13 protein-coding genes are annotated in these 13,988 nt (G+C 32.7%); 8 read left to right on the forward strand and 5 right to left on the reverse strand.

Annotation, left to right across the window (positions count from 1 at the left end):
* The first annotated feature begins 1 nt into the window (after position 1).
* From ACQY29_RS12705 to ACQY29_RS12730, 6 genes are read left to right on the forward strand one after another with little or no spacing between them, the layout of a single operon-like run.
* Positions 2-454: a DinB family protein gene (locus tag ACQY29_RS12705; protein WP_428225552.1), complete on the forward strand. Its 453-nt coding sequence runs from the start codon at positions 2-4 to the stop codon at positions 452-454.
* Positions 455-460: 6 nt separating this feature from the next.
* Positions 461-1,339 (forward strand): helix-turn-helix domain-containing protein, encoded by an 879-nt coding sequence (locus tag ACQY29_RS12710; protein ID WP_428225553.1) that lies wholly within the window; start codon positions 461-463, stop codon positions 1,337-1,339.
* 32 nt (positions 1,340-1,371) lie between these two features.
* A complete protein-coding gene (gene tilS, locus ACQY29_RS12715; protein WP_428225554.1) occupies positions 1,372-2,679 on the forward strand; it encodes a tRNA lysidine(34) synthetase TilS in 1,308 nt (435 codons plus the stop codon).
* Positions 2,676-4,688, forward strand: a complete 2,013-nt coding sequence (locus ACQY29_RS12720; RefSeq protein WP_428225555.1) for a protein-disulfide reductase DsbD family protein — start codon at positions 2,676-2,678, stop codon at positions 4,686-4,688. Before tilS ends, ACQY29_RS12720 begins: the two co-directional genes overlap by 4 nt.
* Before the next feature lie 19 nt (positions 4,689-4,707).
* Positions 4,708-5,304, forward strand: coding sequence for a Crp/Fnr family transcriptional regulator (locus ACQY29_RS12725; protein WP_428225556.1), 597 nt, complete (start codon positions 4,708-4,710; stop codon positions 5,302-5,304).
* Positions 5,305-5,357: 53 nt separating this feature from the next.
* Positions 5,358-6,038, forward strand: a complete 681-nt coding sequence (locus ACQY29_RS12730; RefSeq protein ID WP_428225557.1) for an MBL fold metallo-hydrolase — start codon at positions 5,358-5,360, stop codon at positions 6,036-6,038.
* A 10-nt stretch (positions 6,039-6,048) separates the two neighbouring features.
* Here ACQY29_RS12730 and ACQY29_RS12735 read toward each other — a convergent pair whose 3' ends face one another.
* The 5 genes from ACQY29_RS12735 to ACQY29_RS12755 all read right to left on the reverse strand — a co-directional run bounded on the left by ACQY29_RS12735 (position 6,049) and on the right by ACQY29_RS12755 (position 10,184).
* Positions 6,049-6,390 carry a tRNA-binding protein gene (locus ACQY29_RS12735; RefSeq protein ID WP_428225558.1) on the reverse strand — a complete coding sequence of 114 codons (342 nt, stop codon included), beginning with the start codon at positions 6,388-6,390 and terminating at the stop codon, positions 6,049-6,051.
* 32 nt (positions 6,391-6,422) lie between these two features.
* Positions 6,423-8,507 (reverse strand): response regulator, encoded by a 2,085-nt coding sequence (locus ACQY29_RS12740; RefSeq protein WP_428225559.1) that lies wholly within the window; start codon positions 8,505-8,507, stop codon positions 6,423-6,425.
* 185 nt (positions 8,508-8,692) lie between these two features.
* Positions 8,693-9,067 carry a YchJ family protein gene (locus ACQY29_RS12745; protein WP_428225560.1) on the reverse strand — a complete coding sequence of 125 codons (375 nt, stop codon included), beginning with the start codon at positions 9,065-9,067 and terminating at the stop codon, positions 8,693-8,695.
* Between the two features lie 50 nt (positions 9,068-9,117).
* Positions 9,118-9,573: a YciI family protein gene (locus tag ACQY29_RS12750; protein ID WP_428225561.1), complete on the reverse strand. Its 456-nt coding sequence runs from the start codon at positions 9,571-9,573 to the stop codon at positions 9,118-9,120.
* A 23-nt stretch (positions 9,574-9,596) separates the two neighbouring features.
* On the reverse strand, positions 9,597-10,184 hold the full coding sequence (locus ACQY29_RS12755; RefSeq protein ID WP_428225562.1) for a hypothetical protein: 588 nt from the start codon (positions 10,182-10,184) through the stop codon (positions 9,597-9,599).
* Between the two features lie 145 nt (positions 10,185-10,329).
* Here ACQY29_RS12755 and ACQY29_RS12760 point away from each other — a divergent pair, with 145 nt between their 5' ends.
* Entirely contained in the window at positions 10,330-12,483 is a 2,154-nt protein-coding gene (locus tag ACQY29_RS12760) for a TonB-dependent receptor (RefSeq protein WP_428225563.1), read from the forward strand.
* A gap of 205 nt (positions 12,484-12,688) precedes the next feature.
* Complete coding sequence (locus tag ACQY29_RS12765) at positions 12,689-13,975, forward strand: anthranilate synthase component I family protein (RefSeq protein WP_428225564.1); 1,287 nt, start codon at positions 12,689-12,691, stop codon at positions 13,973-13,975.
* The last annotated feature ends 13 nt before the right edge of the window (positions 13,976-13,988 follow it).

The following is a 13,988-nucleotide window of genomic DNA, read 5'->3' on the forward strand; positions in this document are numbered from 1 at the left end:
AATGATGCTAATCCAATCCCTACAACTTCTTTTTGAAAGAGATATAGAAAAATTAAAAACTGAAATTAACGCCTATCAAGAGGAAAAAAATCTTTGGATAGTGGATAAAAACATTTCCAATTCAGCAGGAAATCTAGCCTTACATTTGGTTGGCAATTTAAAAACGTATTTTGGCACCATTTTAGGTAACACTGGGTATGAAAGAAACAGACCTTTAGAATTTTCGGCAAAAAACATAAACCGTCAAGAAATCATAACAGCTATTGACGAAGCAAAACTTATTGTCATAACTATTCTAAACCAACTGACAGAAGAGCAACTCATAGCTGATTATCCAGCCACGGACACGAGTTATGGCAAAACATCAACTTACCATTACTTAATCCACTTAAGTGTACATTTGAGTTACCACTTAGGACAAATTAATTACCACAGACGACTATTTGACAATTAATGACCAATGATGACACGGGACACCCATACCTTAATTAATCCACAAAATGGCAACTTGGCTTTCAAACTTTTTGGTTTTACCAGCAATAGCTGTTTTGACCATATCCAACGAAACAATTATTATAGCCTTATTTGGGTAAAAAAAGGTTCAGGAAAAATAAAAGCTGATTTTTCAGAATACACCTTTGAGGAGCAATCTCTTTTTGCATTTGCACCCTATCAGCCGTATATGTTTTTTGATAATCCAGATATTGAAGGAGTAGCCATACAGTTTCATCCTGATTTTTTTTGTATTCATAAACACCAACAAGAGGTAGCCTGCAATGGTGTTTTGTACAATAATATATATCAACCGCCATTTGTAACGATTGATGAAAAAGCGGAAAGTACATTTGACATGGTTTTAGAACAAATTAAAAACGAAATGCAAAATCCTGCATTGGCACAATACGAATTACTAGTTTCCTATTTGAAGATTTTTTTAATCACCGCATCAAGGTTAAAAACAGAACAATTAGCGGTGTTAGAACAAGAAAATGTGCTAGGCAAAGAACCTTTTATCCTTCAAAATTTAAAGAATTTTATTGAAATACATTTCAAAACCAAGCATGCACCAAGTGATTATGCCGATATGTTAAACATAACACCAAAAGCCTTGGGTAAAATTACGAAAACGCATTTCAATAAAACCTTAACCGATTTAATTTCGGAACGCATAATCATAGAAGCCAAAAGAGAACTGTATTTAACAAACAAAGCCGTAAAAGAAATAGCTTACGATTTAGGTTATGAAGACGAACATTATTTCAGTCGATTTTTTAAAAATAATGCCGAAGTATCCCCACAAATATATCGTGAAACAGTAGGCTTTGCCCGAGCGATGTAAATGCTTCGAGTGGAATTTAGTATTTTCGCAATATGTTTCAAAACCTTATCAATCATATAAACCATCATTTGCCTTTTTTAAAAGACAAAAAATTACTTTTAGCCATTAGTGGTGGCATAGACAGTATGGTTTTATTGCATTTGTTTTCAAAAATGAATAGGGAAATTGCCGTAGCGCATTGCAATTTTCAATTGCGTGGTGCAGAAAGTGACGGCGATGAAGAGTTTGTTAAAATTCAATGTGAAAAATTAAAAATTAAAAGTTTTATACAACAATTTGAAACTGAAAAATTTGCTCAAGAAAACAAATTATCCATTCAACAATCGGCAAGATCCTTACGATACCATTGGTTTGAAGAAATACAAACCAAGGAAGGTTTTGATTATTTGCTTACGGCGCATCATTTAGACGATTCGTTAGAAACATTTTTAATCAATTTCACACGAGGAACAGGGATTGAAGGACTGACTGGAATACCTCAAATCAATGGTAAAATTGTACGTCCGTTATTGATTTTTTCTCGTGAGGAAATTAAAAAATATGCAGAAGAAAACAATATCGATTGGCGAGAAGATTCCAGTAATGCTTCCGATAAATATTTTAGAAATAAAATCAGGCATCAAGTTGTACCTATTTTAAAAGAATTAAATCCATCGTTGTTGAATTCATTTCAAAATACGGTTCATAATCTTCAACAAACACAGCAAATTGCACAAAAAGAAATTGACACACAATGGACAGCAGTCAGTACCATTGATGGAGAAAATTGTTACTTAGCCCTAGATAAAATCAAGTCCTTAGCCCAGTATCCAGCCTATTTATATGCCTGGTTACAACCGTATGGATTTACCGCTTGGGAAGACATTGCAGATTTGGTAGAAGCGCAATCAGGCAAACAAATTTTGTCAGCTCATTATCGCTTAATCAAAGACCGAACGCATTTAATTTTATCACCAATTAATAAAAAATCAGAGGAGGAATATGTAATCGTTGAAACCGATTTTCAAATAGATTTTCCAATAAAATTAACTTTTTGTAACCAAAGTTACATTTCTACACCTACCAGCACGAGTATATTTGTAGATAAAGAAAAGTTAAAGTTTCCTTTACAGTTAAGAAAATGGAAAGAAGGTGATTATTTTTATCCCTCAGGAATGCAGGGCAAAAAGAAAGTGAGTAAATTCTTTAAAGATGAAAAATTTTCACTCGTCGAAAAGGAAAATACTTGGCTACTTTGTGCAGACAATGAAATCATTTGGATTGTCAATCATCGAGCAGACCAACGCTTTTTAGCCACATCAAAAACAAAAAACATAATTAACATCAACCTCTTAAAATGAAAAAGTTATATCCCTTTTTACTCCTCTTGATGAGCTTTACAGGCTTACAAGCGCAGTTATTGAATCCCGTGAGTTGGAAAACTTCGGTGACCCAAAAATCAGAAACCGAATACCTGCTCACTTTTGATGCCAAAATTGAAAAAGAGTGGCATGTATTCTCACAATTCACCCCAGATGGCGGGTCGTTACCCACTGTTTTCACCTTTAAAAATGCTAAAGGAAATTATAATTTAGTAGGCAAAACCTCTGAAAGTGCATATAAAAAAGTGTATAGCGACATTTTTGAAGTTGACGAATACGTTTTTGAAAACAAAGCGCAATTTAAACAACTTATCAAAGTCACTAATCCTAAAGTTACTTCGGTAAAAGTTTATGTCGAATACCAAGCTTGTAAAGATGCTTGTATCCAACAGGACAAAACTTTTGACATCCAACTGCCTATAGCTCATGCAACCATTCCCCAAGAGGATGTTAAGCAAGAAACCGTTGCTGATACGACTTCAAAAGTAATTGCAGTTCCTTTGATTACTGAGGAGAATAAACCTGAGGCGGTGAAAGAAGTTCCTATAAATGAAACTCCAAAAACTAAAAATTCAGAATCAAAAAGCTTACTCTCTATTTTCATCCTTGCTTTTTTAGGAGGCTTTGCGGCACTATTAATGCCCTGTATCTTCCCAATGATTCCTATGACCGTAAGTTTTTTTACTAAACAAAGTAAAACAAAAACCGAAGGTATTAGAAATGCGGTGGTTTACGGATTATCTATTATTGTTATTTATGTTATTTTAGGTTCTTTAATCACTGCTATTTTTGGAGCAGAAGCATTAAACGAATTATCAACTAGTGTGTGGTTCAATTTAATTTTCTTTGGGCTTTTAGTAATTTTCGCTTTATCATTTTTAGGTGCTTTTGAAATTGTATTACCAAGTTCATGGGCAACAAAATTAGATTCGCAAGCCGACAAAGGAGGAATTATTGGTATTGTCTTTATGGCATTAGCTTTAGCTGTAGTTTCCTTTTCTTGTACAGGACCTATTGTTGGAACTTTATTAGTAGAATCCGCTTCAAAAGGTGGTATTGCACCTATCGTAGGCATGTTAGGTTTTTCATTAGCTATTGCATTACCTTTTATGTTATTTGCTATGTTTCCTGGATGGTTAAATTCATTACCAAAATCAGGTGGTTGGTTAAATACGGTAAAAGTTTCACTAGGTTTTTTAGAATTAGCTTTCGCTTTTAAATTCTTATCAAATGCTGACTTAGTACTTCAAAAACATTGGTTAGAGAGAGAATTGTTCATCGCTATTTGGATAGCTATCTTTGGAGCTTGGGCCTTATACTTATTTGGCAAATATATGCTTCCACACGATTATGAAAAAGCAGATAAAATAGGTGTAGGTCGATTGATAATGGCCATTTTAGTAACCACATTTACTTTTTACATGATTCCAGGTTTATGGGGAGCTCCTTTAAAAATATTAAGCGGATTAACACCTCCTTCTACGTATAGTGAAATCCCTAATGGATTAGGTGGTGGTGGTTCTTCAAAATCAGAATTACCAGAACATGCTCATTATGGTCCGCATAATATTATAACTTTTGATGATTACGAATTAGGTTTAGCCTATGCAAAACAAGTCAACAAACCCGTTTTATTAGATTTTACAGGTGATGCCTGCGCCAATTGTCGAAAAATGGAAGACAATGTATGGTCTAATTCCGAGGTACTTTCTATTTTAAAAGAAAAAGTCGTAGTGATTTCGCTTGTTTGTGATAGAAAAATTGAACTTCCTAAAGACCAACAATACATTTCAAAAACAACAGGCAAAGAGGTAATAACCATTGGAAATAAATGGACTGATTTTCAAATTACACGCTACAAAAGCAATTCACAACCTTTATATGTGATTTTAGACACAGAAGGTAACGATATTTCAGAACCCATTGCTTTTTCAAGTCTTGAAGATTATCAATCATGGCTAGAAAACGGAATTAAAAATTTTAAATAATAGTATAAACCTCTATCGTATGTCAGCAATCTTAGAAAAATACTTAAGAAATTTAAAGTATATGAGCGCAGATGATATCGATAGAGGTTTAGCTTTTTTTAAACCCCTGGTACTCAAAAAAGGTGATTATTTTATAAAAGAAAATCAAGTATGTACAACGGTTGCGTTTCTCCTCAAAGGCAGTGTAAAGGCCTTTACAACCGATCTTGAAGGCAATCAAAAAATCATTTGTTTTGGTTTCGAAAATAATTTTATCACTGTTTTAGACAGTTTTCAATACCAAAAACCATCACTCAAAAACATTCAAGCCACAGAAAACTGTGAATTAGTATGGATCTCTAAAACAGAACTGGAGCTTTTACTGGCAATAGCACCAACTTGGCAAATTCTTGCTCATCAAATTACGACTCAAGAATACCTTGAAAAGGAACGTTATCTATACCTTTTCCAAAATCAATTGGTGGAATTTAAATTTCAAAATCTTATAACCCATTACCCTCAAATATATAAAAGAATCAAACTTGAAGATCAAGCCTCATTTATTGGAACAACCATTCGAAGTTTTAATCGAGCTAAAAAAAATTATTTTCAAAAACAAATAGGACAATTGTCCTAAATTCAAAAGGAACAAAAAACTAGTTTTGTCACGTATTACAAACTAGAATTCCTATGAAAAATATTGCAAGCGGTGTCTATCATATTCCCTTAATGCCTAGAAATAGTATAAATTGTTACCTGATTGAAGGTGTACTTGTAGATGCAGGAATTAGAGCCTCATTTTCCAAAATTGAGAAAGCAATACAACAAATTCCTATACATGCACACATACTTACTCACGCTCATCCTGACCATCAAGGCGCAAGTGCTAAGGTATGCAAACAGTACAATATTCCTTTATATTGCCACGAAAAAGAAAAGCATAGAGCAGAAACGGGCTTGGCCACCCAAGATTATCCCTCTCCTAAAAATTTAATTGCTCAATTCCAACAAAAATTCTGGTCAGGACCAGCCGTAAAAGTTTCCAAAACATTAAAGGAGAATGATTTCATTGGCAATTTCAGGATTATTGAAACACCGGGACATTCTCATGGACATATCTCTTTTTTCCGTGAAAAAGATGGTGTATTAATTTTGGGCGACGTAGCTACTAATATGAACTTAGTGACCTCACAAATAGGATTACACCTTCCTCCTGCTCTATTTACAAACCAACAAGAACAAAATATACGCTCGCTAAAGAAACTAGCTGATCTAAACCCGAAAATTATTGGTTTTGGTCATGGACCTGTACTATTTAATAAGGACATGAAATTTGAGCGATTTGCTTATGAAAAGTTTAAAAAGCTCTAGGATTACAAATTTAACCTACACGCAAACCATTATCAACTTTCATATCACTGGATATTAATACCACATCATTATCGGCGCCTACAGCCCCTAAAACCAAACATTCGCTCATAAATTTCCCGATTTGCTTTTTTGGAAAATTGACTACTGCCACAATTTGTTTATCTAATAAATCGTCTTTACTATAACGTTTAGTAATTTGAGCTGAGGTTTTTCGAATTCCTATTTGCTCTCCAAAGTCAATGATTAATTGATATGCTGGTTTTTTAGCTTCTGGAAATTCATTCACTGTAATAATGGTACCCACACGCATTTCTATCTTTTCAAAATCATTCCAACTGATTAAATCTTGCACCTTTTTTCAATTTTTAAATTTAACACTAGAATCTATGCACTATATTCTAAAATCACATTATAAAGTTCCTCTACATCCACTGGTTTAGACAACACTTTACGAATGTGGCATTCTTCAAATTTACGTTTATTCATGGTTTCTGAAACCGCTGTAAGCGCAACAATTGGGATTTCTGGTTTTGATGCGGTAATCTTTAACGACGCCTCAAAACCATCCATAACAGGCATCATAATATCCATTAAAATCAAATCATAATCTTGTGCTTCAACTTTTTTAACGGCTTCCAGACCATTATCGGCAATATCACAAGTGAAGCCCTTTTGTACTACGATTTTTTTGGTCATTAATTGATTCACTTTATTATCTTCTACTAATAATATTTTAAGATCCGATTTATAACTGATGGGCACAACTGTAGGCTCATTTTCTTTATATTTTTCAAAAGTCAAATCAAAACAAACCGTAGTTCCTTTACCCAATTCGGATTCAATTGTTAGGGTTTCATTATATAAATGTATAATTCTGTTGGCTAACGTTAGACCTAAACCGCTACCACCAAATTCATAATTAATTTTTTCTGAACCTTGAACAAATAAATCTAAAATTCGACTTTTAACCTCATCTGAAATTCCGATGCCTTGATCTTGAATTTTAAACCTAATTCGAGTAGAATCTTCTTGGTTATCTAACAAAGTTAATTGAACAGTAACCGGATTACTTTTAGAAAATTTAAACGCATTATCTATCAAACAATATAATAAATGGGACAATCTCCTGCGATCAAACCACACTTTATCATCTATTCCGGGGTCAATATTTAAGATAGTTTGTAAATGATAGTTCCGCTTTTTAGCAATTGAATCCGTGATACGATGAATAAGTTCACCTAAAACAACTTTATCTCTTTGGGGCTTATAATCGGTATCAAATCCTTCTAAAATGTGCAATTCGATCACAGTATTAGACAAATTCAATAAATTTTGAATCGCATTTTCCATTATTTCCAATTGTTCATCTAAATTTGAACGATCTTTTTGTAATAAATGTAAATTACCGCTTAGAGTATTTATAGGAGTGCGTAGTTCATGTGAAAAAGTATCTAAAAGCTTCTTTTTAATTTTTAATGCCTCTAACAATTCGTTATTTTTTGCATCTAACAATTGATTCGATAAAGCTTTAAATTTAGCTGTTCGGTATTGGTAATACGAAAAAAACAATAAAATTACTATAATTAACAAAAAGAGTCCTAAAAGGTAGTTTTTGTATCTAGAATTTTCATTTTTTAATTCATTCTGCTTAATAATAGACTGAAATTCTAAATTTTTAAGTTGTAAACTTCGCTTTTGATTTAGGGATTGGTTAGTTTTTACAACTCTTTCTATTAATCTTTTTTTGAAAAATACATTAGCTATTCGTAAATGCTCGCTGGCCAGTTGATAATTCCCTTTTTTTTGATTGATCAAACCAGAAACCAAAAAATAACGAGAGCGCAATAAAAAATCTTCTGAATTTGCATTATAAAATTTAGATTGTTCCACTTTATTTAAATATAAAATGGCATTTTTTAATTGATTTAATTTTAAAAACGATTCAGCCACAAATAAAAAAACCTCAGGTTGGTCTTTATCACCTCCTAATTGTTCATTTAGTGTTAAATATTTCAAAGAATTCGCTAACGTTAGCTTCCAATTTTCCTTTTTTAAATAAAGAATAGCCAGGTTATAATACATATCCACCTTATAGCTTTCTGGAGCATATTTGGTATAATATTTTTCTGATAAAAGAGTGTATTTTTCTTCCTGTGCTAAACTATCCTGAACATTATAAAAAATAGACAAATGCTCATAGTAAGAACCCCTTACAATATTATCTGGATGTTGTTTTAAAATTAGATCTAGTTTTTCTAAAACCTTTTTTGAAGTTGTATAATCATATTGTGTAAGATGAAAAGCCGAAATTTCTAAATACAATTCTTCTAATTGCTTATAATCTTTTTGGGCTATTAATTCTTGTTCAAGAATTAATAGCAATTTATTTCCTTGTTCATAAGCTAAATAATCATTGGTAAGCAATAATGTTTTAGCTTCCTCGAAACGATTAACTATAGATTTTTTCAATCTTGAGGTTCCCGTTTGTGAATAAGACTGAATAGAAAATAATACCAATAGAAAGCAGATTGCCAAATAGCATCTCTCTAAATAAATATATTGTCTTTTGATCCTTAACACTGAAAACTTAGTTTTTTTTGGGAGATACAATTTAAGAAAAAACTAAATACCAATATAAGTTTATAGTTTTTTTATTACATAAATCTTCCATCCACATAAAACCAAAGATTTCCTTGTTTTTTAAAAGTAGATTTCTCGTGATGGCAATGCGTCTGTAATCCGCCATCTAAATAAAAAGCTTTGAATTCAACAGTCGTTTCTGTCGCTTTTATAACTTCTAATTTCAGCCAAGTATTTTGAGTTGCCCAAGCTAAAATGTCCTTTTTAGAATGTAATTTCCGAGTACTTAAATGTGTGGTTTGCAGCAAATAGTCAGCGTTATGTAAGCAATAAGCCGTATAACGAGAACGCATTAAAGCTTCTGCATTATCAGGGGTTTGAGTAGCATTTAGAAAAGGCTGGCAACAATTTTCAAATAGTCCTCCCGAACCACAATAACAATTTCTCATTTTTTTCTTTGTTTTTGACTAAAAAATCTTTTTCAATTGGTTAAATCAATTTAAAAAATTTTCTTAGCCACTTTTTCATGTTGTCCTTTCAATAATAGTAACGAGGCCGAACTATACCAAGGGGTTAATTCCACTTCGAAAATTTTAGCTACTACAGCTGGGTCAGTTTCCACTAGTTTTTGGGCTTCTTCGATAGTAGCACAATTTAAAATAAAAATACCTCGGTAAGCTTTATCATTTTTCATAAAAGGACCTGCAACGACAAGTTTTCCTTCATCAGCTAAACGCTTGATATTGTCCATGTGCCCTTTAAAATATTTTTGCTTTTCCTCGGGGGTTGCAGTTGTATTGCTCCCCGTTTTTAACAAGCAAAAAACATAATTTTTCATACCATATTCATCGGCCCCTGTTTCTTTGGCCAATTTTTCATCATAAGATGTTGTTTTTTCTTGGGCAACTCCTGTTAATGAACTTAAAAGAAAGAGTGCATAAAACAAATTTTTCATAATTATAATTTTAAAAGTTCAAATTAATACCTAAAATTAGGTCCAAATTGTATTCCATTGTTCAGAAAAAAAGTTTCTAATAATTCCATTTTTCCTTCACAAAAATCCCAAAGGTTAGATTTAGTAAATACTTTATAGTTCCTACAACTAAAACAGATTTCAATATATTCGAGGATTTCATCTTTATCATTTAAGTATAAGATACCATTTCTAGGTTCATAGCATTTCCTGTCTTTACTTGCGTATTTTGGAGAGGTTTTAGTGTTGTAATTGTATAATAAATCACTTAATTCTGCAATTTGAGTAAAATTTAAAGTGATAACTTCTTTTGTTTTTTTGACATTTAATTTATTCCCATCATAAATAGGTATCCCTTCTTTAAAAGGTTCTGGCTCTCTATATGTACTATCAATATAAACTCTGTGTACATTTTCAAATGAAATAATTTGAATTTTAGTTGCTTTATTCAAGGGAAACAACTTTGACAATTTATTGAAGGATAAATTCTTTGTTCGTGCACAGTCATTATACGGATTACTTAATATTTCTTTTTTTGATAATTGTGCCCAGTTATATTGGGTAAATAAGAATAAAATCAAGAATCTTCGCATGTAAAATGTTTTTTCAAAGATATTAAACTTTTTCATCCCAAAAATTGCCCTATGACAATTCAGTAAGGATATTCTACAGTTGGGTCATCTTAAATTGTCAAGCGTAGGGGTTTGTTGCAATTTTGAACTATAAATTCAAACCAACATGAAAACTTTTTTCAAATTCATTATTTTACTTCTTGCCACTAGCATTAATGCACAAACAAAAATAGCTGGATTAGTACTTGATAAAAAACAAAAACCAGTTGCTGGAGCTAATGTTTTTATCGAAAGTACGTATGACGGAGGCACTACTTTAACCGATGGTACTTTCAACTTTGAAACTACAGAAAAAGGGAGTCAGACCTTAGTGATTAACGCTTTAGGTTTTGATGAGCAAAAAGTAGTTATTTCAATAGAAAATTACGCTTCTAAAACATTTATCTTAAAACCCAATATCAATGCCTTAGATGCAGTGGTAATTACAGCGGGAACTATTAAAGCGGGCGATAATAGTAAAGCTTCTGCTTTAAAACCTATGGATATTTTGACTACAGCAGGAGCGCTTGGGGATATCGTAGGAGCATTTCAAACGATGCCTGGCGCACAAACTGTGGGCGAAAGCGGTCGTTTATTTGTACGTGGTGGCGAAAGCGATGAAACACAAACGTATATTGATGGCATTCGCGTGGCACAACCTTATGGCAATACGGTAGAAAACTTACCTACACGCGGACGTTTTTCGCCTATGTTATTTAGTGGGATGACTTTTTCTACTGGGGGCTATTCGGCAGAGTTTGGCGATGCTTTATCGAGTGTATTACTTTTAAATTCGATTAATGAACCCACTCAGGAAAAGACTGATATAGGACTTATGTCAGTAGGTGGTGCTTTTGGAAAAACTTCTATTTGGAAAAAAAGTTCGCTTAGTGTTAACGCAACGTATATTAACTTAACGCCTTATCAATGGCTGGTGCCTCAACGTTTGAATTGGGACAAAGCTTATCAAGGGATGTCTGGAGAAGCTGTTTTTAGACAAAAATTTGAAAAAGGAATTTTTAAACTTTATACTGCTTTTGATATTAGTGCTTTTGATTTGAATCAAAAGAAGGTAGGAAGCCAAGATTTAACCCGCGTTCAAAACAACAATAATAATTTGTATATCAATGCGTCTTACAAAACAAAAATTGGTCAAGGATGGAACTTTTTTGCAGGGGGAAGTTTAGGAAAAAATCATGTCGCAGTGCGTTTTAATCAAGACGATGTAAAAAACAATGAATTAGCTACCCATTTAAAAATCAAACTAGAAAAGAAATTTTTCAATACGTTAAATCTAGCTTTTGGAGGTGATTATTTTCGTACAAAATTTGATGAATCTTATACTTTTTATCAAGGCAATACGTATCCATCAGGCTATACCACAAATGTAGGCGCATTGTTTGCAGAAGCCGATTGGTTCATATCACCAGAATTTGCCATCAAAGGAGGTGTACGTGGTATGCATAATGCGTTGCTTCAAAAAACAGTTGTTGAACCTAGGGCATCCATGGCATATAAAGTTTCTAACAGCAGTCAGTTCTCATTTGCCTATGGTGATTTTCATCAAGCACCTAAACAAGATTATTTGAAGTATGATGCTACTTTGGATTTTGAAAAAACACAACATTATATTTTGAATTATTTGTATTCTTCTAATAAACGTACGTTACGTGCTGAAATTTATTTCAAAAATTATCAAGACTTAGTAAAATATAATACACCACTTCCTACATACAATAGTGTATATACCCAAACAGGCGCTGGTTATGCGAAAGGTTTTGATATTTTTTGGAGAGATAATAAAACGTTCAAAAAAACAGAATACTGGGTGAGCTACAGTTACCTAGACAGTGAGCGCGATTTCAAAAACTATACTGCTAAAGTGACACCGAGTTTTGTTGCGAATCATACCTTATCATTAGTAGGTAAATATTTTATTGAAGATTGGAAATCACAAGTAAGTTTAACCAATACTTTTACGACTGGACGTCCCTACAACAATCCAAATGTAACGGAATTTATGAATGGAAAAACGAAAAATTACAACAGTTTAAGTGTCAGCTGGGCGTATTTATTGACTACGCAAAAGATACTTTACTTTTCGATTTCTAATGTTTTGGGTAGAGACAATGTTTTCGGGTATCAATATGTCAAAACACCCGATGCTAACGGTATTTTTCAAAGGGAGGCGATTCGTCAGCCAGCAGATAGATTTTTCTTCGTGGGATTCTTTTGGACAATCAGTAAAGACAAAAAGACTAACCAACTTGAAAATTTATAAATCATATTTAAGACAAAGACTTGAAAAATAAACTTTTCTGAATTTGAAAATATTCAAAAAAAATCACATTAACTAAATTGCTACTCTCCTATTTCACTCATGATTTTAAAAGTTAACTATAGTTTCACATAATAGTCATTAGACTTCCATTTTTGTAATAGAAGTAATAATTTAGCAAACTGAAAATTTTTTAAAAAACTTATTCTTGAGAGAAGTAAAACACATTAAGGTTCAACCTGAAATTATAAAAGAAAAGCTATTGGCTTGGGCGCAAAATCAGCGTGAAGTGGTTTTTTTAGATAGTAATAACTATCCGCAAACGCATGGCTGTTATGATGCTATTTTAGCCGTAGAAGCTTTTACTTCTTTACAAACAGATTATCATAATGGTTTTGAAGATTTAAAACAATATCAGCAACAAACTCAAGATTGGATTTTTGGTTATTTGTCCTACGATTTAAAAAACGATACCGAAAATTTGAAATCGGATAATTTTGATGGTTTAGCATTTCCAGATTTATTTTTCTTTCAACCTAAAAAGCTATTTCTATTAAAAGGAGATCAGCTCGAAATGGCTTATTTGCACTTTTGTGAAGATGAAATGGAAGACGATATAAAAGATTTTCTAAATCCTGATTTTGCTATTAACACGCAGGACACCTCTATTGAAATTCATCAACGGATTTCTAAAGCAAATTACTTAAGTAAAGTCAATCAAATGTTAGAGCACATACATCGAGGTGATATTTATGAAGCCAATTTTTGTATGGAATTTTACGCTGAAAATGCACAAATTGAGCCTTTTGCTATTTATCGAAAACTCAATACGATTTCTAAAGCTCCATTTGCCTGTTTTTTAAAAAATAACAACCATTTTTTACTTTCGGCCTCACCTGAACGTTATCTACAAAAAACAGGTAATCAAGTACTTAGCCAACCTATAAAAGGAACTGCTAAACGCTTTGAAAATCCTGAAAAAGATGAGCAATCTAAAAAAGAGTTAGAATTAAACCCTAAAGAACGCTCTGAAAACATAATGATTGTAGATTTGGTTCGCAATGATTTGGCACATACTGCCGATAAAGGATCTGTACAGGTGCAAGAATTATGTGGCATTTACAGTTTTGCTCAGGTGCATCAAATGATTTCAACTGTGGTGTCAAATGTATCTACACAAATTGCCCCCGTGGACATACTAAAAAGTACGTTTCCTATGGGAAGCATGACAGGAGCGCCAAAAGTTTCTGCCATGCAAATTATTGAAAACTTAGAAGAAACCAAACGTGGATTATATAGTGGCGCTGTGGGCTATTTTACACCAACAGGTGATTTTGATTTCAACGTTGTTATTCGAAGTATACTATACAATAAAAGTAATCAATACCTTTCATTTTCTGTGGGAAGTGCTATAACCGCATTAGCCAACCCTGATGATGAGTATCAGGAATGCCTACTCAAAGCCAAAGCTATGCATGAGGTTTTAACCAACTAAATCAGACTTAAAT

The sequence above is a fragment of the Flavobacterium sp. genome, from assembly GCF_965262375.1.
Taxonomy (GTDB): domain Bacteria; phylum Bacteroidota; class Bacteroidia; order Flavobacteriales; family Flavobacteriaceae; genus Flavobacterium.

Bases quoted from the DNA above. Each gene is read 5' to 3' on its own strand.
- ACQY29_RS12755 (WP_428225562.1), bottom strand. From the start codon at position 10,184: ATGCGAAGATTCTTGATTTTATTCTTATTTACCCAATATAACTGGGCA.
- ACQY29_RS12760 (WP_428225563.1), top strand. From the start codon at position 10,330: ATGAAAACTTTTTTCAAATTCATTATTTTACTTCTTGCCACTAGCATT.
- tilS (WP_428225554.1), top strand. From the start codon at position 1,372: ATGTTTCAAAACCTTATCAATCATATAAACCATCATTTGCCTTTTTTA.
- ACQY29_RS12710 (WP_428225553.1), top strand. From the start codon at position 461: ATGATGACACGGGACACCCATACCTTAATTAATCCACAAAATGGCAAC.
- ACQY29_RS12730 (WP_428225557.1), top strand. From the start codon at position 5,358: ATGAAAAATATTGCAAGCGGTGTCTATCATATTCCCTTAATGCCTAGA.
- ACQY29_RS12750 (WP_428225561.1), bottom strand. From the start codon at position 9,573: ATGAAAAATTTGTTTTATGCACTCTTTCTTTTAAGTTCATTAACAGGA.
- ACQY29_RS12725 (WP_428225556.1), top strand. From the start codon at position 4,708: ATGTCAGCAATCTTAGAAAAATACTTAAGAAATTTAAAGTATATGAGC.
- ACQY29_RS12745 (WP_428225560.1), bottom strand. From the start codon at position 9,067: ATGAGAAATTGTTATTGTGGTTCGGGAGGACTATTTGAAAATTGTTGC.
- ACQY29_RS12720 (WP_428225555.1), top strand. From the start codon at position 2,676: ATGAAAAAGTTATATCCCTTTTTACTCCTCTTGATGAGCTTTACAGGC.
- ACQY29_RS12705 (WP_428225552.1), top strand. From the start codon at position 2: ATGATGCTAATCCAATCCCTACAACTTCTTTTTGAAAGAGATATAGAA.